Source organism: Haladaptatus sp. R4 (genome assembly GCF_001625445.1).
Taxonomy (GTDB): domain Archaea; phylum Halobacteriota; class Halobacteria; order Halobacteriales; family Haladaptataceae; genus Haladaptatus.
Window position 1 is genome coordinate 352,437 of the sequence record NZ_LWHG01000021.1, and the last position, 21,883, is coordinate 374,319.

The following is a 21,883-nucleotide window of genomic DNA, read 5'->3' on the forward strand; positions in this document are numbered from 1 at the left end:
GATTAACTGCTCGAATCCGATGAATCGCTCGAATCCGATGAGCTATCCGACCCGGACGAACCGTCCGAACTCGACCCCGAGGAACTACTTGACCCAGACGAATCGCTCGAATCAGACGTGCCACCCGACCCAGACGAGTTACCCGAATTCGACCCATTCGACCCGGACGAACTATCCGCATCCGACGAACCGCCCGCCGTTCCCGACCCCTTCTCCTTGCTTTTCTTCGCCTCGGCGCGTTCGACCGCCCGCTTCAGTAGCGACGGGGTCAACAGGACGGAGATAACGAAGACGACCAGATAGGCGACGAATATCTGGTTGCCGACGATACCCTGTGCGACGCCGAGCGAGACGATGGCGATGCCGGATTCGGAGCGGGGCAACAGCGCGAATCCCAGGATGAGCGAGTGTTCCCGACGTCCGCCCGCGATGATGTTGCCGACGTAGCCCGCGATGAAGTTCGAGAGGAGGCCGAACACAGCGAAGACGAGAATAAACTCGTTGACCGTTAACGCGGCGAGTTTCATTCTGGCTCCGATGGCGACGAAGTAGAGCGGGATGAACACCCCGTACGCGATGCCATACACGTCCGACTGGAGGCTCTTGCCTTCCAATCGCTTGTTCGTGGAGACCACCAGTCCGATGGTGAGCGCGCCGATGAAGTACGAGAGGTCCACCGCGTCGGAGGCGTAGCCGAAGATGAAGAGAAGGCCGAGGATTCCGATGAAGTCCGACATGCCGACTTCGGATTTCGACAGCAGGTCGGAGACGGGGTCGAGCAGGAAACGGTAGAAAATCGCCGCGACGACGAAGAACAGCGCGGCCAACCCGAGCGCGGAGATGGTACCCATGGTCCCCCCGGCGACGAAGAATAGGGGCAAAATGGAGATACCGAGCAGGCCGACCACGTCGTCCACGACCGACGCGCCGAGGATCCAGCGACCATACTGCGTGTCGAGTTTGTCCAGCGACAGCAGGGTTCGGACGACGATGGAGACCGATGTCACCGAGAGGATGAGGCCGAGATAGAGGCTCGACTCCAACCCTTGTCCGAAGTAACTCCCGATGATGTAGCCGACGATGAACGGGAGAAAGACGCCCGACAACCCGATTATCAGCACGGGGCGAAACGCGGCCAGCAGGTCGCTCAGGTCGATCTGCTGATAGCCGACGTCGAAAAAGAGCAACAGACCGCCGATGGTTGCGATGAGGATGAACGGGCTGTTCTCGGCCGTGCTGCTGATGAGCATGGCGACTGACGGTCCGAGAATGACGCCCGCGAGAATTTCACCGAGAAATCCCGGTTCGCCGAGTCGTTCGATGGCCTCGCTGAGAACGAGCGAGAGCAACAGGCTCACCCCGATGACGAGGAAGATTTCGAGCGACGCCATTATCGACTCCTCCCGCCCCCCGAACGATTCATGTGAGGATACTGGTCGGTCGGGATTCGCATAAGTATGGGGCGCGTATGGTCGGAAACGGACGATTGTTCGACGGTACCGTCATCGAAATGGGACTAGACCACCCTTTCTTCCCGATACTACCGGCTTGCGTGGGCCGCCACAGCGTACATGCCCGTGGACGATGTCGCCTCATCCATGGAGAGTCTCAATCCCGCAACGGGCGAGGTAGTGGGGACGTACGACGACGACGACGGGAGTTCGGTGGACGAGAAACTGCAGCGCGCGACCGAAACCTACGACGAGTGGCGACACACGCCGATAGAGGAACGCCAGCGACTCATCGGAAAAGCGGGGGACGTCCTCCGCGACAACAAGGAGGAGTACGGCGAGTTGATGACGAAGGAGATGGGAAAGCCCCTCGACGCCGCGATTTCGGAGGTCGAGAAATGCGCGTGGGTGTGTGACTACTACGCCGAACACGCCGCGGAGTTCCTGCAGGACGAGCACATCGGCACGGAGGCCGAGGTGGAATCGTACGTCTCGTACGAACCGCTCGGGCCGGTTCTCGCCGTGATGCCGTGGAACTTCCCGTTCTGGCAGGTGTTCCGGTTCATCGGACCGAACATCACGGCGGGGAACGTCGGCCTGCTCAAACACGCCTCGAACGTTCCGGGGTGTGCCATGGCGATTCAGGAAGTGTTGGAGGAAGCCGGTTTCCCGGAGGGCGTGTTCACCACCCTGCTCGTCGGGTCGGACACGGTCGAGAGCATTATCGAGGACGAACGACTCGAAGCCGTGACGTTGACGGGGAGCGAAGGGGCCGGACGCGCCGTCGCCGAAACGGCCGGGAAGAACCTCAAGAAGACCGTCCTCGAACTCGGCGGGAGCGACCCGTTCGTCGTCCTCCCCGACGCCGACGTCGAGGACGCGGCCACGACGGGCGCGCAGGCCCGCTGTATCAACAACGGCCAGTCCTGTATCGCCGCCAAGCGGTTCGTCGTCCACGAGGACGTGTACGACGAGTTCCTCGAAACGTTCACGGAGGAGATGGAGTCGCTGACCATCGGCGACCCGATGGACGAGGACACCGACATCGGCCCGCAGGCCCGCGAGGACCTGATGGAGGACCTCCACGAACAGGTCGAGGTGAGCGTGGACGCGGGTGCGACCGTCGAACTCGGCGGCGAACCGCTCGACAGGGACGGACCGTACTACCCGCCGACGGTGCTCACCGACATTCCGGAGGGAAGTCCCGCCGCGGACGAGGAACTGTTCGGCCCCGTGGCCTCGGTCTTCAAAGTTTCCAGCACCGAGGAGGCGGTTCGACGCGCCAACGACACCACCTACGGACTCGGCGCGAGCGTTTGGACGCAGGACAAACGGCAGGCGAAGGAGGTCGCCAGCGAAATCGAGTCGGGCATGGTGTTCGTCAACGAACTCGTCAAATCCGACCCCCGCCTCCCGTTCGGCGGCGTGAAGGATTCGGGCTACGGTCGTGAACTCTCGAAACACGGCATCCACGAGTTCGTCAACAAGAAGACGATGTGGCTGTCGGACGTGTCCCACTCCGAGGGCGGCGTGGAGTAGAGAATCGGACGAGTTCCGCTATCGGTCGGGGTAGCTAGCTTTTGCTCGTCAACAAAATATATGCACGCACGAATGTATAGTATACAAACAAACCCATGATGAGAGATCTGCGTGAATTCGTGACGGCTCATCCGTGGGCGTACGCGCTGCCTGCTGGACTCATTTCGGCCGCTTACGTCCTAATCGACGCACCATACCCCGGAACGCTCGATTTCGGCATCGTATTCTGGACGGGACTGCTCGGCGGAGTAGTAACCCTCGGCGGAAGGAAAGAAGCGCAGGGTATCGGGTTTCGAACCGGATTAGTCGGGTCACTTCCGATCTTGTGGGACATGGTCCCCACGGTCGGTGCGATTTTACAGTTCGACCAGCCCGTATTTTTCGGAGCCTTGGAGGTACTCATCGTGTTCGTACTGATCGCGTTCGTCGCCGTGATGGTCGGTGTGTCCGGGGCAATCGCCGCGATGATCGGAAGATGGCTGTCACGTAAATTCGGTTCGGAGAAACCCGAACCAGTCGGCAGCTAAACCCCGGTTTCACCGTCCCGATTCCGCCGGGTCGACGACCGTACCGTTTTCCACATCTACCCCGACTCGCTCGCACAGATCGAACATCGGACATTCCTCCTCACCGTCCAGACACGCGGGTTTCCGGGCGGAGCAGTACTCACGTCCGAACTGAATGCTCGCCGTGTGCCCGAACCCGCATTTCTCGGCCGGAACCTCGTCCTCCAGCACCTCGCGCACCTCCTCGTGGTCGGCGTCCGCCGGGGCGATGCCCATCCTGCGATAAATTCGGTGGACGTGCGTGTCCACGGGGAACACGCCCGACTGACCGCCGGAGAAGAGCAGCACGCAGTCGGCCGTCTTCGGCCCGACGCCGTTCATATCCAACAGTGCCTTTCTAACTTCGCTCGGTTCCTCTTCCCGGACGAACTCGTCGAACGCCGTCGCACTCCCGTACTCCGCGAGGACGTTCTCGGCCGATTCGATGATCACGTCCGCCTTCTGGTTGTAAAGCCCGGCGGAGTGAATCGTGTCCGCGAGTTCGCCGTGGTCGGCCTTAGCGAGGTTTTCCGCGAGGTCGTCACCGCCGTACCGCGCCACGAGGTCGTCGTGGGCGGGTTGGCTGGCCACGTCGCTGGTGTTCTGGCTGAGGATGGTGCGGACGAGGCAGGTGAAGGCGTCCTGCCCGCCATACGATTTCTGCCAGTACAGTTCGCCGAGTCGGTCCACGACCTCCTCGGCGCGGGTCTCGGCGTCCGCGGGTGTGAACTCGGCGGCCATGCCGCCGCCGTCCGCCCCGCCGCTGATGTTCTCAGCGGGTTCCGGGTCGTCGCTCATACACGATTCTTGGAGTGCAGTTCTCAATTAGGTTCTGGCATTGCGCAGCGCGTTCAGCACATCGTACCCGTCGCTCGTGGTCCCCGCATAGGCCCCCCACGACGAGGGATATCGTATCGGAACGAGGGTCACGACGAGTTGGTACACACCCCACCAAAGCAGGCCGTTGAGCGCGAACAGCGACCAGTGGTCCGTCGGAATGCTTCGAAGCGCGAGGATGACGGCGAGACTGACAGCGGTTGCGAGCGGCCCCGCGAGACTAAACAACACTCGTCCGAGTGGTCGTCGCGGCGGCGTCTCGTAGCGACAAAATCCGTACCACCATTCGCGCCACCCGTGGGGTGAAAACCGTAGACTGAACCGGCCGAATTGCCGACGATAGCGCTCGCCACCGACGGTAACGGTGACGGTTCCGTCGGTGAGCAACAGCGCGACGATTGCGTGACCGAGTTCGTGAACCAACATCACGAGCGGAACGAGGAAAAGATACACCGCAATGATGACGGAGACACTGATCGCCACCGTGATAATACTCATACGAAATTGATTTTTACTGACCTGATAAAAATGTAACTACGGTTCGACTTCGACGGTGACGACGGTTTCCAGTCCGTTCTCCAGCGCGGTCACGAGGTCCCGGTTGAACCCTTCGGCAGCGAACTCACAACCGAGGACGAACGTTCGTTCGTCCACGTAGTCGCTGGTGCGGCCGACCATGCTTCGGTCGCTGTCGAATTCGAGGTCGGGATGGCCGTGGCCGGTGACGGTCTCGGCGTGGTCGCCCGCCTCGACGGTCACGGTTATCGTGGCGTCCTCGTCCCGACAGGCCGCCACGAAGTCGGGGTCGAAGTCGGCGGGCGCGCGGTCGGCCTCGATGGCGAGGATGCAGTCACCTGCGGGCGTGAGAAAGTCATCAGTCGTGATTTCGAACGTGCTCGCGTGGCGAGCGGATACGTTCTCGTGACCGCGTGCGCGGATCGTTTCCTTCATGGGTCGGCTTTCCACGGGGGCCACTTCAGCGTCGTCATTTCCGGTTCGTATTTGGGTGTCGCGGTTGGGGTTCGTGTTCCCGGTCAGCGTGTGACCGTCACCGTGACTGCACCACAATCACACTCGTATGCGCGGCGCGTACCCGCGCTGGTCTGCATCGCCAGCATCAGATGCCGCTCGGCCAGTTCGCGGTCGCAATCCGTCGCTTCACACGTACATCGGAGCGCTTCTATCATACCTCGATTTCCGTCCGCCACCCACGTTAAATCGACCCGTATCCGGAGTGAAAGTGAAACTCCGACGTAGCGCGCCTCTCTCGGGTATTTTCCCCAAATCGGAACGATGTTTCTTCAATTCGTCCGCCCCTACCGCTTGCATGTGCCACTCATTCTTTATAAACTCCATTGGAGGTGTGTGTCAACCGTTTCCACGGGGTACGGAGCGTGTGCTAGGCGTTTCCACATAATTTGAGGGCACAACTTTTAAATAGCTATGCCGAATACTTCGTAATACCTGAACGCTTCCGGCGTCACGGTAGCACCGCGCGTCAACCAATGATATGGGAATATTGTCATCGGATGGTTGGAACTCGTAGAAGAGTAGCGATGCTATCATTTGCCGGAGTGGAAGGAACCGAGGTTTAACTAAGAATGGTAAGCGTAACAGAAGAGGATCTTCAGAACAAGTCGAAAGGTGAACTCATTAAACTCGCAGGACAGCTCCGAGACCGACGAAACGAGCTGAATCAGCAGGCGAGCAAACGCGCGTCCAAGCGTGATGACTTGAACGCGAGCACACGGGAAAAGGTGGATGAGGCCCAAGAGCACCGAGAAAAGCGTGACGAACTGAACGAGCAAGTTCAGGAACACAAAAAGAAGCGCAACGAACTCAACGCCGAGGCGAACAAACTGTTCGACCGCGTCGAGGACCGCAAATCCGACCTCGAACTCGACGAGGGAAAGGATTTGGAGCAACTCAAGAAGGAAATCGAAGAGCTTGAGTTCAAACAGCAGACGGAAGTCCTCTCCACGGAGGACGAGCGCGAACTCATCGAGAAGATCGAGGCCAAGCGCGACGAGTACACGAGCCGCAAGGAAAAGCTCGATCAGAGCGACGACCTCGAAGAACTCGTCGAAGAGGCAGAAGAGGTTCGTGCCGAAGCGAGCACGCACCACGAGAAAGTGACGGAACTCGCGGACCAGGCCCAGCAGCATCACAACAAGATGATCGAGGCCTACCGCGAAGCCGACGACATCCGTGACGACGCCGACGCGATGCACGAGAACTTCGTGGAAGCCCAGGAAGCTGCCGACCAGCACCACGAGGACTTCGTCCGCGTCCAGAAGCGCCTGCGCGAACTCGACAAGAAAGAGGAAAAGGAGCGCAAATCCGAGAAGGCCAAGGAGCGCGAAGAGGCCAAGGCCGAGGCCGAGGAAATCTACCAGCAGTTCAAGGAAGGAGAGACCCTCGACACCGAGGACCTCATGAAGCTCCAGAAGACCGGTCTGCTATAATCTGCTGACCCTTTGCTAGCGAACTTTTAACGCCGTCGCCCACCCATCTATCGATATGGCAAGCGGACGCTCGTCGAACGGGGGTGGTCGTGGGCAACGGCTCGCGATCGTTTTTGGCGGAACAGTGCTGACAGTTGTCGTCGCGTGGTGGCTGTTTCTCGATTATGCGAATACGCTCGCGGAGGTAGTGGGAATCCTGTTCGTACTGCTCGCGGGAGTCATGGGAGCGCGAGCAGCCGCCCGGTTCGCGGCCCAGCGGTTTCCGTCGTACGACGTGGCGGAAGTCGCCGTGGAAGGGCCGATACGCCGGGACGGCGGCGGTGGCGGGTTCCCCTCCAGAGGTGGAACGCCAGCCGACGACATCGTGGAACAGATCGACCGAGCCAACGACGACACGAACGCGAACGGACTGTTGTTGCGGTTGAACACGCCCGGCGGTGAGGTCGTTCCCAGCGAGGATATTCGCCTCGCGGCCGAGCGGTTCGACGGCCCCACGATAGCGTACGCGACGGATACGTGTGCCAGCGGCGGCTATTGGATCGCGAGCGGGTGCGACGAACTGTTCGCCCGCGACGCCAGCATCGTCGGCAGCATCGGCGTCATCGGTTCGCGGGTGAACGCGTCCGAACTCGCCGACAGGGTCGGCCTCTCCTACGAGCGACTGGCGGCGGGCAGGTACAAGGACGCGGGCGTCCCGCTCAAGGAGTTGGACGGAGACGAACGCAACTACTTGCAGGGAATCATCGACGGCCTGTACGACGACTTCGTGGAGCGCGTGGTCGCCGGACGCGACCTCGATCCCGAGACGGTTCGGGAGACCGAAGCCCGCGTATACCTCGGCGAGGAAGCGCGCGAACTGGGTCTCGTGGACGAGATCGGGACGCGGGAGGACGTCGAAGCACGACTGGCCGAGCGACTCGGCGTGAGCGAGGTGTCGGTGCAGGAGTTCGAACCGACGCCGCCGCTCCGACGTCGGTTGAACCTCGGCGCGCGGGACATCGCCTACTCGTTCGGCGCGGGCGTGGCGAGCGTGCTTGGCGACGAAACGGGAGACGCGAACGGGTTCGAGTTCCGCGTTCGATAACGGGATTCACTCAACGAGCGCGTCGAGCACGACCTCCTCTTTCTCGCGGTCGGGACCGACATCCTCGCCGGTTCGCCCGGATTCGAGGTGTTCTTCGACGGTTCGATCGACGGTCTCGGAGAGCGGCGTGGATTCCCATCCGAGGGACCCGAGTTTTTCGGTCGCTGCCAGAAACGGCGTCGGCGTGTACAGCGGAAAGTCGGCGGACGAGAGGCCGTGTGTTTCCAACTCGCGCTCGCTGGCGTGGACGAGTTCGACTTCCGTGTCCATGGCGTCGGCCGCGAGTTCCAGCGAACCGTCGAGCGACATCGTCTCGCGGTCGGCGAGGTTGTACGCCTCGCCGGGCGTCCCGCGCTCGGCGACGATTCGCAGGGCGCGAGCACCGTCGATGGCGTAGGCCCGGTGAAGCAGGCTCCCGCCGTCACCCGGTACGAGAACACGGTCGTATGTCGCGACGCGATGGAGCCAGTAGTCGAATCGCTCCGTGTAGTCGTACGGGCCGTAGATGAGCATGGGGCGGACGACCATCGCGTTCACGTCCGCCTCGGCGGCGGCGAAACAGACGCGGTCACACTCGGCCTTTCGCGGGCCGTAGCTCTCCATCGACTCGTCGTCGGCCTGTTCGTCGGTGCAGTCGTGCAACGTCGCGTCCTCCGGGATGGGTATCGGATACTCCGCGTACGCGCTTCCGCTGGAGACGTAGACGTACGCGTCCACGTCGGCGAACAGGTCGGTTGCCGTCTCGATTTGCTGGGGATGCATCACGCAGAAGTCGATGACGATGTCGGGGGCGACGTCGTCCCGCGCGGCTTCGAGCGCGTCGCGGTCGTTTCGATCTCCACGGATGTGTGAGACGTCCGCTCGGTCCGCGAACGGGTTGCCGGATTCGCCGCGTGTGAACGTCGTTACCTCGTATCGGTGGTCGAGCAGTTCCTCGACCGTGTGTCGTCCCATGAACCGTGTGCCGCCGACGAGCAGTGCGCGAGCCATACCGCTGGTGCGAGTGACTGGCCGATAAACCTACAGGAACCAGCGAACTCGACAGTCGCGGGGACGACGCGTCGGGCGACGTATCGCCACGCGAGCACCGCACGGGACGAGCGCTTCGGAGAAGTGATCGTGTTTACAGAACTTTCCACTTACTACCACAATCAGGACACAAACGAACCGAGTAGACCTCGGATGGGTCGTTTTGTGTTTTCAAAGATTCTCGGCAGCCCGAGCACGAGAGTCGCCCGTACGTGTCCTTCTCGACCTCGCCCTTTCGTAGACCGCTTCGAACTGATTGCATCGAGCGATCATACATCTGCTGTTGACATATAGGCATCGACGGAACTGATTTTCAGCTTACACGCCCGGCTCGATGACGAACGACGGCGTTCGGGAGTGTCGAGTGCGAACGAATACCTCGGACAGACTGATTCTCTTGCCCGTTTCGGAAGGTTTGACTACCCCCTCTCGAAATCCACGCCCGTGTCTCGGGGTCGTCTGTTCGCATCGCTCAGTTCGATGGTCTTCCTGGTCAATTTCGCCCGCGTCGTGTTCGCGCCGCTGCTCGAACCGCTCAAAGCGCACTTCGGGGTCAGCGCCACGGTGATTGGACTCATCGCGACGCTCGTCTGGCTCGGGAGTGCGCTTCCGAGAATTCCGACGGGTTATCTCCTCACCCGCGTCGCCCGGCATCGTGTCGTGCTCGGTGCAGGCATCGTCTTGACGGTCTCCGCCGGGCTTACGGCGTTCGCGCCAAATATCACCGTGTTGGCCGTCGGCGCGTTCGCCATGGGGACGGCGAGCGCTGTCTACTTCATCGCCGCGAACCCACTCGTGAGCGAACTGTACCCCGACCGGGTGGGGCGAGCCATCGGCATCCACGGAATGGCCAGCCAACTCGCCGCCGCCATCGCACCGGTCTTCGTCGGCCTGCTATTGACGATGGTCGAGTGGCGAGACGTGCTGAAACTGCTCATGGTCGTCACCGCCGCCGTCACCGTCGTCTACTTCGTGGTCGTCGGACGAACCGAACTCCCCGACGCGGGGGCCACCGACAGAGACCTGCTGACGGCGTTCCGCCGTCAGTGGCCCATCATCCTCAGCGGCGTCGCCATCATCGGCGCGACGGGGTTCGTCTGGAACGGACTGTTCAACTGGTATCCGAGCTACCTCCACCAGACGAAACATCTCTCGCTGGAGACCGGACGGACGCTCCTGACTGTCGTCTTCGCGGCGGGCGTTCCGGCGTTCTTCCTCACCGGGCGACTGGCCGACCGGGTCCCACACGTCCCGCTCATGCTGTCCATCCTCGGCGGGTTCATCGTCTGTCTGCTCGCGTTGACGGCGGCGCAGGGACTCGCCGCCATCGTCGGGGTCTCGCTCGTCCTCGGCTACGTCATCCACAGCCTGTTTCCGGCGCTCGACACCTACCTGCTCGACTCCCTGCCGGACGAGAACAGGGCCAGCGCGTACGCGGTGTACAGCGGCCTCGCCATGATCGGACAGGCAGCGGGCAGTTCGATAGTCGGTGCACTGTTGGACGCCGGATTCCTGTTCGATACCGTGTTCCGGACGTTTTCCATCGGCTTGATCGCCATCCTGTTCGTCCTCGTCGCGCTCCACCGCGCCGACCGACTGCCGACGGCGGCCGCGACGAGCTAATTCGAACTTCGAAGACCCCGGTAACCGAGACGGTTCTGCCGACTCCACGCCCTTTTTCATCTCCCTGTCCTAAGCCATCTCCAATGGAGTACGTGCAGGAGCGGGTGACGACGCTCCACGACCTGAACGGGCGGGTTCCCGACGCGCCGACCGACCGGACGTCGGTCGTCGTCCCACTGACCGACCGGGAGTACGGGTCCCGGACGGCCGAACGCGTCTTCGCGACGCTCGAAACGGTCGCCCCGAACCGCGTCGTCGTTCCGCTTCGCGCCCCCGGCGATTCCGTCGGCCGGATTCACGACTGGCTCTCGTCGTTCGACCTGCCGCTCACGCTGCTCTGGTGTTCCAACCCACGGGTCGAGACGCTGTTGGACGATCACGGGCTTGCAGGCTCCGCCGGAAAGGGCCGGGACGTCTGGCTGGCGCTCGGCGTCGCGGCGGCCGATTCCGCGTTCGTCGTCTGCCACGACGCGGACACCGAAACGTACGACCCGTCCATCGTCCCCCGCCTGCTCGCCCCGCTCGATACCGGCTTCTCGTTCACGAAGGGCTACTACGCTCGCGTCGAGGAGAACCGCCTCTACGGTCGGTTGTTCCGACTGTTCTACGCGCCGCTCGTTCGCACGCTGCTGGGAGCGAACGACGGAGAAATCCTCGACTATCTCGGCGCGTTCCGCTACGCGCTGGCCGGGGAGTTCGGCATGACCGCCGACCTCGCCACCGGCATGCGCGTCGAGCGCGACTGGGGACTGGAGGTCGGTACCCTCGGGAACGCCTTCGAGCACGCCGGATTCGGAGGAAGCGCGCAGGTTGACCTGGGTCGCTACGAACACGCCCATCGCGGCGTGGCCGGCCGGGCGGCCTCTCCACCATGAGCGAGGGCGTCGGAAACGCCCTCTTCCGGGTCTGTGAGAACCACGGCGTCGCCCCCGAGTACGACACGCTCCCCGCCCGCTACCGCGACACCGGCCGCGAGTTCGTCCAGCAGTACGCCGCCGACGCCGCGTTCAACGGACTGGAGTACGATCCGATGGCCGAGCGCGAACAGGTCGAAACCTACGCCGACGCCATCCGTCCGCCGGAACGTTCCGGTGGAAGTGAGGTTCTCCCGGCCTGGGACGACGTTGCGATTTCCCCTGCGGATGTTCTGGACGCCGCGCGAGCGGAACTTTCGGGCCAGCGCCACTGAGGGACAGCGACGAAACGGTTCCCTAGAAGTCCGCTCGGCCGTTCGCTACGACGAGACGTTTATGATTCATATGCGATTTCAATAACTGCGATGAAGACTTCGAAAGCCCCCGCCCGTTCGCGGTCGCTGTCGCTCCCTGCGTTATCCCTCGCACGCTATTGGCACCGACCGTCGGCCGACAATTGGTTCGCGGTTTCACCGGACTCCGTCCGGTTGACCGCCAAGCAACGCTTGGCAATTTCGCCAGATGGAGTCTGGCTGATTGCCGAGCGTTGCTCGGCAATTACACCGCTCACCCAGAGGTTTCGCAGAAACCTCGCTGGCCTCCGGTCGGTACCAACGCGCGCCACTTGGCTGGACGGGCAAGGCGCTACTGAGCAACCGGATGGCGCGCGAAGGCGCACGGAAGTGCGCCCGCGCGAGGGATGACCGAAGTGAGTGAAACGAACTGAGGGAATCGGTTGGGGAGGCGTGTGGTGCAGTGCGGTTGCAGTGTCTGGGTGGATTGAAAGGGGCCGACCGTTCGCGCAGCGTTTAGTCGCTGTGTAGGCCCTATCTGCGCGGGCGTTGCGGAGAGCGCAGATATCCTGCACAGCGACCGCGAACGGGCGGGGGCTTTCGAGGTAGTGTTCTCAGTAGTTGCTCTCTTAATGAAACCAGAAGCAACCCGTAGCGAACGGACGTAGGCTTTCGAGGGAATCCTCTCGGCAACGACACTCACAGATCGACCAAACACATCTGTTCGTAGCGGACGGTAGCTCTCCAACCGAAAAACCCCAACCGAATCGTCACTCGAAACCGAGCGAGCGGTTCGAGGAGAGGTCGTGCGTGATCGAGGAGCCCTGTTCGACGAACTCGTAATCGTCGTCGGTCAGGTAGATATCCCCGTCCTCGACGGTGATATCGACTTCGTCCAGCACGGCGTCTTCGCAGGGGCCGTAGGTGCAGACCCCGGTGTCGGCTTCGAACAGCGCGCCGTGTTTGCCGCAGACGAGTTCGCCGTCGCGCATGCTCGCGCCGTCGCCCTTGTCGAGGCGCACGTCGGTCCAGTGCTGACAGTAGTTTCGCCACGCTCGGACGTCGCCGTCGTCGGCGACCAGGATGGCCTCCTCCTCGTCGAAGCCCTCCCGAATCGTGAACAGGAAGGTGGTGTCGTCCGGGAGCTCCTCGACAGCGGCGATTCGGCTGTGCTCGTCCATCGACCGGGATTTGCGGCCGAGGGAGTTTGAGCCTTTTCAAACGGGCGCTCTACGCGTCCGGATCGTAGTGGCGCGATTCGACCAGCGCGTCGAACGCGGCGGCGAGTTCGTCGGTCACGGGTCCGCCGCCGATTTCGACACCGTCGAGGGAGGCGAGCGGGCGGAGTTCCCACGTCGTGTTCGTCAGGAACGCCTCGTCGGCCCGCCGAACCGCCGCGGGGTCGTAGCGACCCGTCTCGGTCGGGATTCCGGCGTCGTCGGCGAGCGAGCGGACGACGTCTCGCGTGATTCCGGGGAGCACGGGACCCGAGAGCGACGGCGTGTGGAGCACCCCGTCGCGGACGAAGAACAGGTTGCTCGTCGCGCCTTCCGTCACCGCGCCCGTCGAATCGAGCAGGACGGCTTCGTCCGTGTCCGCGTCGAGTTCCAGACGGGCCAGAATCCCGTTCAGGTAGTTGTGCGTCTTCGCGTGGGCGGGGAGCGCCGCGTCGGGAACACGCTGCGTCTCCACGACCTCGGCGGTCGCCGGGGCGTCCCAGACCGAGGTCCCATCGATTCCGCCGCGGGGGAGTTCCGAGACCATCACGACGACCGTCGGATTCTCGGCTGGACCGGGCGAGAGTTTGCCGGGTTGGGGACCACGGGAGACGGTGAGTTTGACGTAGGCGTCACGGAGGTCGTTCGCGTCGAGCGTGTCGCGGATACGTTCCAGAAAGTCCTCGTCGGAAATCCCGTGATCGAGTGCGAGCGCATCGCAGGTCGCTTGCAGGCGCTCGGCGTGTGCCTCCCATTCGAACGCGGTTCCGCCGTAGGCGCGCAGGGTTTCGAAGGCCGCGTCGCCGTACATGAAGCCGCGGTCGCGGACGCTCACGGTCGCCTCGTCGGCCGGAACGATGTCGCCGTTCACGTGGTAGTACATGGTCCTCCCGATTCACGCTCCCGTTCGTCTTCGCACAGTTCACAGAAGTTCCGCACGAGGCGTTTCCCTTCGTCGGTGAGAATGCTCTCGGGGTGGAACTGCACGCCAACGTGCGGCAGGGTCGCGTGCCGAACCCCCATCACGATGCCGCGCTCGTCCGTCGTCCGCGCCGTCTCGACGAGCACGTCCGGAATGTCACCGTGTTCGACCGCCAACGAGTGGTATCGCCCGACATCGAACTCCGTGGGCAACCCGTCGAAGATTCCCTCGCCGTCGTGTGTCACCGTCGATGGCTTCCCGTGGACGACGTCCGGCGCGTGGCCGACCCGCGCGCCGTGGGCCGCACAGAGCGCCCTGAAGCCCAAACAGACGCCGAGCGCGGGATAGGTGGTTTCGGAAAAGACGGCCATCGAAACCCCCGCGTCGTCCGGGGTTCCGGGACCCGGCGAGACGACGATTCCGTCGGGGTCGAGGGCGCGGATACCGGCCACGTCGATGGCGTCGTTCCGCCGGACGACCACCTCGTCGGCGAACTCGCCGAGATACTGGACGAGGTTGTAGGCGAACGAGTCGTAGTTGTCGATGACGAGAATCATTGTGGGATGAGCGACGGTGATGGTCTCTATGCCGTCGGTTGGCGGACCGGGACGTAAAAGCTGACTCTTTTCGAAGCGGGTTCGACAACGAACGATGACCGCCCGAACTCAATCGTCGCCGTTCTCGAACCGCACCACGTCGGTGTCGGTGCCGGTGTCGGGATCGCGTTGGGCGACGATGGAGAGCGTCTCGCGGGCGAGGGATTCCACGTCGTCCAACCCGCGGTCCGTGTCGACCTGTTCGAGGGGGCCAGAAGGCGACGGACGCGCCGCTGCCGAGCGCGGTCACGTCGGACGCGAGCACGAGGCCGTCGCTCCCGACTTCGCGGAGACCGACGTCGCCGTTCGAATCCCACCCCACGACCAACCCGTCGAGACCGAGTTCGCCCGTCAACTCGCTCGCAACCTGCGCGATTCGGTCGATGTGGACGTCGTCGCTCTCCTCTCGACTGCGGTCGAGTTCGGTGCCGAACCGACGGTCGAACTCCTCGATTGCTCCGACGTCGCCGACGACGGCGCACCGGCGTCGTCGTACTCGAACACCCGCCGGACGCCGTCCGAGGTGACGGCGTCGTCGCTCGTGACTCGGCGGTCGGCGGCGAGAACGGTACCTTCGGCACACCGAATTCCGATAACGGTCGCCATGGATGGAGGTCGGGACGGAGCCAAAAGAGGATTGTTGCCGCCGGGTCACCGTGCCACCCGCATCTCGACGGACCTACGCCTCGGCGACGGGCCGACGGCGGGTCCGGTAGACGCTCATGGAGGCGATAGAGAGCGCGATGACGAGCGCGACGACGGCGCTGCCGACGAAGAGCGGGTAGTAGCCCGTGACCTCGGCGAGCGCGGCGAACAGGACCGGTCCCGCGGCGCGCCCGAGGAACGTCGTGCTGTTGCGTAGGCTCAGCGCCCCGCCGCGCAGTCCCGCGGAGACGAGGTCGCTGATAGCGGCGTCCACGGCGGGCATGGACAGGCCGAGACCCGCACCGAGGACGAGCATCGTCACGCCGATGAAGACCGGCGAGGGTGCCAGCCACGCGCCGAACAGGCCGACGGAATAGCAGGCGAACCCGGCGGCGATGAGGCCGTAGTTCGACGTGTACCGCGCGAACCAGCCGTTCTTCGCGGAGACGACGACCGACGAGAGTTCCGCGACCGAGAGCAGGAGTCCGATGGCCAACGCCGACAGGCCGAAGTCCCCGGCCAGCAGGAACGGCAGAATCGTGAGCACCGTGCCGAACAACAGCAGTTCAGTCATGCACGCCGCCCCGTAGCAGACGAGCGCGTCGGGTCCGCTGAGGACGCTGGCGGCGCGGCGCAGATAGGCGAGTCCCTTCGAGTCGCGTTCGTGGGCGGGTTCCTCCAGATGCCGAACCGCGTACAGCGCGAGCGGCAGGCCGAGCAGGTAGGCGAGGTACGGCACGTTCCACGCGACGGTGGCGAGCGCGCCGCCGACGATGGGGAAGAGCGCGGCCCCCGCGGACAGCACCGCGTTGTTCATCCCGAGTACGGAGTTCCGTTGGGTGCCCTCGAACGAATCCCCGATGAGCGTGACGGTGGTGATGAAGATACCGGCGGCGGCGGTCCCGCCGATGGTTCGCAACAACAGGATGGCCTCGTAACTCGGCGCGAGAGCGATAGCACCGCCCGAGACGCTGAACGCGATCAACCCCCAGATGAGGACGGCCCGCCTACCGACTCGGTCGGCGAGCATGCCGATGAACGGCGACAGCACGATTCCGGTCAGGAAGTAGGTGCTGATGAGCAGACTCGCCTGCGCGTCGGTGATCCCGAACGCGTCCCGAAACGCGGGCAGCGTCGGACTGATGAGCGGGACGCCAAGCGGCGCGAGGAGCGTCGCCGCGAGGACGATCTGGACAGTGGACGACCGCCACGGGGACGTCTCCTCGTCGGTATTCGTGTTGCTATCCCCGGAAGCGGATGGCTGTGGCGGCGTCATGGTTCCCCCCGTTCTCCGGCAATCCGTGCCTGCTAGAACTGACGCTGGGGAGGTAATTAATCTCAGCCCTACCGGCGCGTCGTAACCGTCCCGAAACGGAACTTTCGCCGATCAGTTGACGTACGCGCCGACCAACCTCGACTCGATTCGCTGGAGTCGCTCGCTGACGGTCCCCGTCGAGAGGCCGAGTTCCTCGGCGAGTTCCCGGTGGGTCGTCTCCCGAGGAACCTCGTAATAGCCCTCGCGAACGGCGAGGTCGAAGAGCGTCTCCTGCCGCTCGGTGAGTATCGACGAGAGTTTTCCCATGTCGGGTTCGTACTCGCCCATCCGTTCGAGTTTCAGGGAGATGCCGTCGGGAACGTCACCCGCGGCCTGTCGAATCGCATCGCTGGTTCCGATCACGGTGAGTTGGAGGCCGTGTTCGCTCCCCGTGTCGATGTACCGAATCGGCCAGTCGAGGACGATTTCGTGTTCGCGCAGGATGGTGAGCAGGTCATCGACCAGACCGCCGGTTCGACACTGCAAGTAGAGGACGCCGTAGCCGTCCTCACCGACGATATCGTATTCGATGGTTTCGGGCGAACCGGCTAACAGTTCCCGCGCGACGTCGAGGTCGCCGCGGAGTTCCACGAGTTCCACGTATCGCCCCTCGTACACCGGTCCGACGTACCGAATCGTCTCGACCGTCACGTCGTCGGTCTCGGAGAGCAGGTCGTCGATGGGATGAACCGCCGTGTCGTCCTCCCACGTCATGACTATCGTCGCGTACCGCATGGGGAACGATACCGCACGAGAGTATTTAAACACACCTAGGATGATCGGATATAGAGATAGACCGCTGGGGGCAGTACTAGGAAACAACCATGAGTAGCGACACACCCCCCACCGGGGACACGCCGCCGGGACCGGACGGCCTCCCCATCGTCGGAACGCGATGGGATTTCATCCGCGACCCGTTCGGCTTCATGACGGAAAACGCCCGCGAGTACGGTGACATCGTTCACTGGGAGGAACTCGACGGGCCGATGTATCAACTCAACCACCCCGACTACATCGAACAGGTGCTCGTCCAGAACAATCAGAACTACATCAAGGGCGAGGGGTTCCAGAACATCCTCGGACCGGTGCTGGGGAAGGGTATCCTGAACAGCGAAGGCGCGGTCTGGCGGCGCAACCGCCACCTCATTCAACCCGCCTTCCACCCCAAGGAGATTCAGCGATACTCCTCCATGATGACGGAGTTCACCGAGGAGGAACTCGCCACGTGGGAGGACGGCGAGACGCGACTCGTCCACGAGGACATGATGGAGGTGACGCTCAAAATCGTCGCGCGGGCGCTGTTCGGCGTCGATATCGACGACGAAGTCCACACCGTCGGGTCGGCGCTGGAGGAGTTCATGCTCGGTACCGAGAGCCTCGCCAACTTCATCCTCCCGCCGGGGATTCCGACGCCGTCGAGGATGCAGATCAAGGACGCGCGGAAGCAACTCGACGACGTCGTCTACCAACTGATCCGGGAACGGCGCGAGGACCCGACCGGCGAGGGCGTTATCTCGACGCTCCTCGACGCGACGGACGAGCACGGCAACCACATGAGCGACGAGCAGATACGGGACGAAGTCGTCACGCTCCTGCTCGCCGGGCACGAGACGACGGCGCTCTCGCTGACGCTCACGATGTACGCCCTCGCGCAGTACCCCGAGGTGGAGGAGAAACTCATCGCGGAACTCGACGAGGTGCTCGACGGCGAGACGCCGACGATGGCCGACCTGGACGAGTTGACGTACACCGAAAAGGTCGTCAAGGAGTCGATGCGACTCTACCCGCCCGTGCCGGGCATCGTCCGCGAGGCGACCAAACCGGACATCATCGGCGGCTACGAGATTCCGGCGGGTGCGACGGTGCAGATGAACCAGTGGGTCGTCCACCGCGACCCGCGCTGGTACGACGACCCGCTCGCGTTCCAACCCGAGCGCTGGACCAAGGAGTTCGAGAAGTCGCTCCCGAAACTCGCGTACTTCCCGTTCGCGGCCGGTCCGCGGCGCTGTATCGGCGACCGCTTTGCCATGCTGGAGGCGCGTCTCCTGCTCGCCACCATCTACCAGCAGTTCCACATCGAACTCACGCCCGAGGCCGAACTGGACCTGATGGCGACCATCACGGCCCGCCCGAAGAAGGAGATACCGATGACCGTCCACCGGCGCTCCGACTGAGCGAATTTCGCGGACGACCCCGATTACAACTCGGATTTTCGTCATCGCCGAAAAATTTCATCATCGCTGAGAACATACGTCATCGTATGGAGTGGAAACCGGATCGAGGGTTGCAGGTTCGGATGGTCGCCACGTTGTGTCTCGTCGTCCTCTTCGCGGTTGCGATTCCGGCGACGCTCTGGCTCATCGTTACGGCGGGGGCACGCCTCGTCGCGCTCTTTACCGGAACGACGATGACCGCCGTCCTCATCATGGCGGGATTGGCGGGCGGATCGAGCGTGCTCGGCTTCTACGTCATCGAACGCTACGCGAACAGCGATTTGACGGGCTTCCCGAAGGACGGAGACGACGAACCCGTCGTCGTCGAAGTCCCCCCGGAAGTCGAGGCGCGCGCGACGAAAATCGCCAGCCATCTGTCGGTCCCTCGACCGGACATCGAGTGCCGGACCTCGAACGTTCCGACGGCGTTCACGACCGGGTATTCGCCCGAGAGCGCGACCATCGTCGTGACGACGGCGCTCGTGGAGACGCTCTCGGCCGACGAACTCGAAGCCGTGCTCGCACACGAGTTCGCCCACGTTCGCCACCGGGATTTCCTCGTCGTTACCCTCGCGTCGCTTCCCCTCCGTCTCGCCCTGCGGGTTCGAAAGTACGCGGACAGACACTGGGCGTTGGACGCCGAGCGAGGTGCCCATCCGCTCGTCGGCCTGTTCTTCGCCTTTTCGTATGCGCTCTCGGCCGTCTTCAGTTTCGTCGGACGGGTCCTGCTCGCGCTCCTCTCGCGCTATCGGGAACTCGCCGCCGACCGCGGCGCGGTGCGGATCACCGGAAACGCGGGCGAACTCGCCTTGGCGCTCCGGAAACTGTACGACGCGACGGCGACGCGCCCGCCGACGGACATGCGGGACGCCTACGAAATCCCGCCGGAACGCGCCATCGTCCCGCTCTCGATGGCGACCGACGTGGACGGAGCGGATTCGGCGGACGCGGACACGCCGTGGCTCGAAACCCACCCATCGCTCGAAACGCGGTTGGAACGACTTCGTGAGGCCGAAGAGCAGTTCGAACGGGCATCGTCCGCCGGTAGCCCGGAGAACTGATGTACCGAGCGGTACGACAGGTACTGACGATGGACGACGCGACGCCACGGGCGACGTTCGACGCACAACTCGTCTCCGGCGATGTCACGTTCGACGCACGGGACGTGCAACTGCTTCGGGCGATAGACGAACACGGCTCGCTCAACGCGGCGGCGACCGCCCTCGGGCGGTCGTACGCCCACGCACAGCGCCGAGTCGTGACGCTGGAGGACGGTTTCGGACCGCTCGTCCGCCGCGAACGCGGCGGGACGAGCGGCGGGGGGAGCACGTTGACCGACGAGGCGCGGCGACTCATCCAGCGATTCCGCCGACTCACGGCGGAACGTCCGGCCTCGCCGACGTGGACGAGACGGTTCTCGTCGGCACCGTCACCGAACGCGACGGCGAGTTCGGTCTCGTCGAGACGGACGTCGGCGTCGTTCGGGCGCTCGTCCCGGCCGACGCCGACGCCGTGGAGGTACCCATCCGCTCCGACGTGATCACCCTCTACAGTCCCGACGCCGCGCCGCAGGGGGACGACACGAGCGCCAGAAACCAGTTTTCCGGGACGGTTGTGGCTGTCGAAGAGGGGAAACGAATCGCCCGCATCACCGTCGACGTCGGGGCCGAAACGCCGTTCCTCGCGCTCGTCACGATGAACAGCGTCGAGCGGTTGGGACTGGAACCCGGTCGGCCGGTCGTCGCCTCGTTCAAGGCGACGACGACGCGGGCGGTTCCGGTGGAGTTGAGGTCCGAATAATCGGTCCGCGTCGAGAACTTCTCGGTCGGTTCGTTCGAGGGTTTCCCGGTCAATCCGCGTTGAGAACTTCTCGGTCGGTTCGTTCGAAGGTCTCCCGGTCGGTCCGTCCGAGGATTTCGGCACACACGTCCACGAGACGCTTCGCCGACTGGTTCCACGAGTAGCGTTCCGCGACGGCCCGTCCTTGCTCCGAGAGTCGCGCCCGTAGCTCCGGCGACGAAACCGCCGTCGCTATCGCCGTCGCCAACTCCTCGGGGGTTTCCGGCGGGACGAGCAACGCGGTTTCTCGGTCGATGGCGTACTCCGTGACGCCGTCGACCGACGTGGTGACGACGGGGGTGCCGCAGGCCAGCGCCTCCATGTTGACCATGCCGAAACTCTCGTAGTGGGACGGCAAACAGGCCACGTCCGCGGCGGTGTAGTAACCCGGGAGTTCGTCGTGTGGAACCGCTCCGAGGACGGACACCGACGACGCCAGTTCGTGCTCCTCGATTCGCCGCTCCACTGCGTCCTCGTCCCCGCGACCGACGATGGAGAGGTGAACGTCGGTTCCGGCGTCGCGGGCCGCTGCAACCGCGTCGATGAGGTCGAAGACGCCTTTCGATTCCACGAAGCGACCGACGAACAGCACCGTCGGTTCTTCACGCTCGAATGCGGGCGGCGCGTCGGGGTGAAACAGGTCAGTATCGACGCCCGGGTAGACGATGCCGTCGGGTTCGTAGCCGTGTTGCTCGACGAACTCCGCGTTCGTCTGCACCGAATTCACGACCGAGTGGCTGTCCGACAGCATCCCGTGGGCCGCCGTCCCGAGTCCCGTCCGCTCGAAGCCGTGGTACACGCGAATCACGGGGATGTCGAGGAGGTTCGAGAGGACGATGTCCTCTAAGTAGTGGTGTGTCACGAGCACGTCGAGGGTTTCGTTCATCCGCGCAATCGTCCCGTCGCGCATCGCGCCGAGCAGGGGAACGAGTTTTCCCGTGATGGCGGGAAACACGCGAGTTGCGGCGTCGAACGCGGGGTCAGACAGTTGGACGATTTCCGCGTCCGTCGTGCGCATCTTCGACGTCAGTTCCCCGGATTCCGTGTAGAGGTAGGCCGACTGGTGTTCCGACAGCGCGTCGAGGAGTTCCTGCACGTACATCACGACACCGCCAGCGTCCCGCGTTCCCGCTTTCCGGTAGTACATCCCGATGGTCAACTCCGCCGCTCGCGCGTCGGTGGGACGACGCGCGTCGCCGTGTTCCGCCGTCGTCTCCGGACTCCCGACGACACGCTGGGACGGTCGATTACCACTGCTCATTTCCCGATGCTACAGGGGTATTACACTTTGTTATGCGTCGTCGGAACCAATCGGGGGGCGTCGTTCACGTAATCAATCGGGACCACAAAATAGAG

The 21,883-nt window shown here is 63.6% G+C and carries 21 protein-coding genes and 2 pseudogenes; 9 read left to right on the forward strand and 14 right to left on the reverse strand.

Translation table 11 applies throughout. The annotated features are described in order from the left end of the window. Positions 1–2: 2 nt before the first annotated feature. Entirely contained in the window at positions 3–1,391 is a 1,389-nt protein-coding gene (locus tag A4G99_RS11325; protein ID WP_223301835.1) for a cation:proton antiporter, read from the reverse strand. Positions 1,392–1,598: 207 nt separating this feature from the next. Here A4G99_RS11325 and A4G99_RS11330 point away from each other — a divergent pair, with 207 nt between their 5' ends. Together A4G99_RS11330 and A4G99_RS11335 are read left to right on the forward strand one after the other, a co-directional pair. After that, positions 1,599–2,990, forward strand: coding sequence for an NAD-dependent succinate-semialdehyde dehydrogenase (locus A4G99_RS11330; RefSeq protein WP_066143476.1), 1,392 nt, complete (start codon positions 1,599–1,601; stop codon positions 2,988–2,990). A gap of 119 nt (positions 2,991–3,109) precedes the next feature. Then, a complete protein-coding gene (locus A4G99_RS11335; RefSeq protein ID WP_223301836.1) occupies positions 3,110–3,517 on the forward strand; it encodes a DUF5518 domain-containing protein in 408 nt (135 codons plus the stop codon). A gap of 9 nt (positions 3,518–3,526) precedes the next feature. Here the strand turns inward: A4G99_RS11335 and nth are convergent, their stop codons facing one another. From nth to A4G99_RS25925, 4 genes are all read right to left on the reverse strand, one after another. Continuing rightward, complete coding sequence (gene nth, locus A4G99_RS11340; RefSeq protein ID WP_066143483.1) at positions 3,527–4,333, reverse strand: endonuclease III; 807 nt, start codon at positions 4,331–4,333, stop codon at positions 3,527–3,529. A gap of 27 nt (positions 4,334–4,360) precedes the next feature. Next, positions 4,361–4,870 carry a M50 family metallopeptidase gene (locus A4G99_RS11345; RefSeq protein ID WP_082837791.1) on the reverse strand — a complete coding sequence of 170 codons (510 nt, stop codon included), beginning with the start codon at positions 4,868–4,870 and terminating at the stop codon, positions 4,361–4,363. 36 nt (positions 4,871–4,906) lie between these two features. Then, positions 4,907–5,323 carry a DUF371 domain-containing protein gene (locus A4G99_RS11350; protein WP_066145153.1) on the reverse strand — a complete coding sequence of 139 codons (417 nt, stop codon included), beginning with the start codon at positions 5,321–5,323 and terminating at the stop codon, positions 4,907–4,909. Positions 5,324–5,406: 83 nt separating this feature from the next. Then, positions 5,407–5,559 (reverse strand): hypothetical protein, encoded by a 153-nt coding sequence (locus A4G99_RS25925; protein WP_190303744.1) that lies wholly within the window; start codon positions 5,557–5,559, stop codon positions 5,407–5,409. A gap of 414 nt (positions 5,560–5,973) precedes the next feature. Here A4G99_RS25925 and A4G99_RS11355 point away from each other — a divergent pair, with 414 nt between their 5' ends. Together A4G99_RS11355 and sppA are read left to right on the forward strand one after the other, a co-directional pair. Beyond that, positions 5,974–6,837: a coiled-coil protein gene (locus A4G99_RS11355; protein ID WP_066143488.1), complete on the forward strand. Its 864-nt coding sequence runs from the start codon at positions 5,974–5,976 to the stop codon at positions 6,835–6,837. A gap of 55 nt (positions 6,838–6,892) precedes the next feature. Further along, entirely contained in the window at positions 6,893–7,921 is a 1,029-nt protein-coding gene (sppA, locus tag A4G99_RS11360) for a signal peptide peptidase SppA (protein ID WP_066143492.1), read from the forward strand. A 6-nt stretch (positions 7,922–7,927) separates the two neighbouring features. Here sppA and A4G99_RS11365 read toward each other — a convergent pair whose 3' ends face one another. Beyond that, a complete protein-coding gene (locus tag A4G99_RS11365; RefSeq protein WP_066143495.1) occupies positions 7,928–8,911 on the reverse strand; it encodes an NAD-dependent epimerase/dehydratase family protein in 984 nt (327 codons plus the stop codon). A 133-nt stretch (positions 8,912–9,044) separates the two neighbouring features. Beyond that, positions 9,045–9,248, reverse strand: coding sequence for an HVO_0758 family zinc finger protein (locus A4G99_RS29265; RefSeq protein WP_082837792.1), 204 nt, complete (start codon positions 9,246–9,248; stop codon positions 9,045–9,047). 182 nt (positions 9,249–9,430) lie between these two features. On the opposite strand from A4G99_RS29265, the gene A4G99_RS11370 reads away from it, so the two are divergent. Both A4G99_RS11370 and A4G99_RS11375 read left to right on the forward strand, forming a co-directional pair. Further along, on the forward strand, positions 9,431–10,573 hold the full coding sequence (locus tag A4G99_RS11370; RefSeq protein WP_066145155.1) for an MFS transporter: 1,143 nt from the start codon (positions 9,431–9,433) through the stop codon (positions 10,571–10,573). Positions 10,574–10,656: 83 nt separating this feature from the next. Continuing rightward, positions 10,657–11,762, forward strand: a pseudogene (locus tag A4G99_RS11375) (glycosyl transferase family 2). A 788-nt stretch (positions 11,763–12,550) separates the two neighbouring features. Here the strand turns inward: A4G99_RS11375 and A4G99_RS11380 are convergent. The 6 genes from A4G99_RS11380 to A4G99_RS11405 form a co-directional block, all read right to left on the reverse strand. Then, entirely contained in the window at positions 12,551–12,961 is a 411-nt protein-coding gene (locus A4G99_RS11380) for a Rieske (2Fe-2S) protein (protein WP_066143498.1), read from the reverse strand. A 49-nt stretch (positions 12,962–13,010) separates the two neighbouring features. Next, positions 13,011–13,880: an aminotransferase class IV gene (locus A4G99_RS11385; RefSeq protein WP_066143501.1), complete on the reverse strand. Its 870-nt coding sequence runs from the start codon at positions 13,878–13,880 to the stop codon at positions 13,011–13,013. Continuing rightward, complete coding sequence (locus A4G99_RS11390; RefSeq protein WP_066143503.1) at positions 13,865–14,476, reverse strand: aminodeoxychorismate/anthranilate synthase component II; 612 nt, start codon at positions 14,474–14,476, stop codon at positions 13,865–13,867. The genes A4G99_RS11385 and A4G99_RS11390 overlap by 16 nt, the downstream gene beginning before the upstream one ends. Before the next feature lie 390 nt (positions 14,477–14,866). Continuing rightward, positions 14,867–15,121 carry a hypothetical protein gene (locus A4G99_RS27195; RefSeq protein WP_223301837.1) on the reverse strand — a complete coding sequence of 85 codons (255 nt, stop codon included), beginning with the start codon at positions 15,119–15,121 and terminating at the stop codon, positions 14,867–14,869. A 73-nt stretch (positions 15,122–15,194) separates the two neighbouring features. Further along, positions 15,195–16,436, reverse strand: a complete 1,242-nt coding sequence (locus A4G99_RS11400; RefSeq protein ID WP_223301838.1) for an MFS transporter — start codon at positions 16,434–16,436, stop codon at positions 15,195–15,197. 111 nt (positions 16,437–16,547) lie between these two features. Continuing rightward, on the reverse strand, positions 16,548–17,210 hold the full coding sequence (locus A4G99_RS11405; RefSeq protein WP_066143506.1) for a helix-turn-helix domain-containing protein: 663 nt from the start codon (positions 17,208–17,210) through the stop codon (positions 16,548–16,550). An 89-nt stretch (positions 17,211–17,299) separates the two neighbouring features. Here A4G99_RS11405 and A4G99_RS11410 point away from each other — a divergent pair, with 89 nt between their 5' ends. The 3 genes and pseudogenes from A4G99_RS11410 (at position 17,300) to A4G99_RS11420 (ending at position 20,488) form a co-directional block, all read left to right on the forward strand. Next, a complete protein-coding gene (locus A4G99_RS11410; protein WP_066143510.1) occupies positions 17,300–18,649 on the forward strand; it encodes a cytochrome P450 in 1,350 nt (449 codons plus the stop codon). 86 nt (positions 18,650–18,735) lie between these two features. Then, positions 18,736–19,749 (forward strand): M48 family metalloprotease, encoded by a 1,014-nt coding sequence (locus tag A4G99_RS11415; protein ID WP_066143512.1) that lies wholly within the window; start codon positions 18,736–18,738, stop codon positions 19,747–19,749. A gap of 29 nt (positions 19,750–19,778) precedes the next feature. Then, positions 19,779–20,488, forward strand: a pseudogene (locus A4G99_RS11420) (TOBE domain-containing protein). Positions 20,489–20,537: 49 nt separating this feature from the next. Here A4G99_RS11420 and A4G99_RS11425 read toward each other — a convergent pair. Then, positions 20,538–21,788 (reverse strand): glycosyltransferase family 4 protein, encoded by a 1,251-nt coding sequence (locus A4G99_RS11425; RefSeq protein WP_066143515.1) that lies wholly within the window; start codon positions 21,786–21,788, stop codon positions 20,538–20,540. Positions 21,789–21,883 lie beyond the last annotated feature (95 nt).

Excerpts from the sequence above, each read along its gene's own strand:
- A4G99_RS11405 (WP_066143506.1), bottom strand. The coding sequence starts at position 17,210 with ATGCGGTACGCGACGATAGTCATGACGTGGGAGGACGACACGGCGGTT.
- A4G99_RS11410 (WP_066143510.1), top strand. The coding sequence starts at position 17,300 with ATGAGTAGCGACACACCCCCCACCGGGGACACGCCGCCGGGACCGGAC.
- A4G99_RS11415 (WP_066143512.1), top strand. The coding sequence starts at position 18,736 with ATGGAGTGGAAACCGGATCGAGGGTTGCAGGTTCGGATGGTCGCCACG.
- A4G99_RS11345 (WP_082837791.1), bottom strand. The coding sequence starts at position 4,870 with ATGAGTATTATCACGGTGGCGATCAGTGTCTCCGTCATCATTGCGGTG.
- A4G99_RS11400 (WP_223301838.1), bottom strand. The coding sequence starts at position 16,436 with ATGACGCCGCCACAGCCATCCGCTTCCGGGGATAGCAACACGAATACC.
- A4G99_RS11380 (WP_066143498.1), bottom strand. The coding sequence starts at position 12,961 with ATGGACGAGCACAGCCGAATCGCCGCTGTCGAGGAGCTCCCGGACGAC.
- A4G99_RS11355 (WP_066143488.1), top strand. The coding sequence starts at position 5,974 with ATGGTAAGCGTAACAGAAGAGGATCTTCAGAACAAGTCGAAAGGTGAA.
- sppA (WP_066143492.1), top strand. The coding sequence starts at position 6,893 with ATGGCAAGCGGACGCTCGTCGAACGGGGGTGGTCGTGGGCAACGGCTC.
- A4G99_RS11425 (WP_066143515.1), bottom strand. The coding sequence starts at position 21,788 with ATGAGCAGTGGTAATCGACCGTCCCAGCGTGTCGTCGGGAGTCCGGAG.
- A4G99_RS11365 (WP_066143495.1), bottom strand. The coding sequence starts at position 8,911 with ATGGCTCGCGCACTGCTCGTCGGCGGCACACGGTTCATGGGACGACAC.
- A4G99_RS25925 (WP_190303744.1), bottom strand. The coding sequence starts at position 5,559 with ATGATAGAAGCGCTCCGATGTACGTGTGAAGCGACGGATTGCGACCGC.
- A4G99_RS27195 (WP_223301837.1), bottom strand. The coding sequence starts at position 15,121 with ATGGCGACCGTTATCGGAATTCGGTGTGCCGAAGGTACCGTTCTCGCC.
- A4G99_RS11390 (WP_066143503.1), bottom strand. The coding sequence starts at position 14,476 with ATGATTCTCGTCATCGACAACTACGACTCGTTCGCCTACAACCTCGTC.
- A4G99_RS11330 (WP_066143476.1), top strand. The coding sequence starts at position 1,599 with ATGGAGAGTCTCAATCCCGCAACGGGCGAGGTAGTGGGGACGTACGAC.
- A4G99_RS11370 (WP_066145155.1), top strand. The coding sequence starts at position 9,431 with ATGGTCTTCCTGGTCAATTTCGCCCGCGTCGTGTTCGCGCCGCTGCTC.
- A4G99_RS11385 (WP_066143501.1), bottom strand. The coding sequence starts at position 13,880 with ATGTACTACCACGTGAACGGCGACATCGTTCCGGCCGACGAGGCGACC.
- A4G99_RS29265 (WP_082837792.1), bottom strand. The coding sequence starts at position 9,248 with ATGCCTATATGTCAACAGCAGATGTATGATCGCTCGATGCAATCAGTT.
- A4G99_RS11350 (WP_066145153.1), bottom strand. The coding sequence starts at position 5,323 with ATGAAGGAAACGATCCGCGCACGCGGTCACGAGAACGTATCCGCTCGC.
- nth (WP_066143483.1), bottom strand. The coding sequence starts at position 4,333 with ATGAGCGACGACCCGGAACCCGCTGAGAACATCAGCGGCGGGGCGGAC.
- A4G99_RS11325 (WP_223301835.1), bottom strand. The coding sequence starts at position 1,391 with ATGGCGTCGCTCGAAATCTTCCTCGTCATCGGGGTGAGCCTGTTGCTC.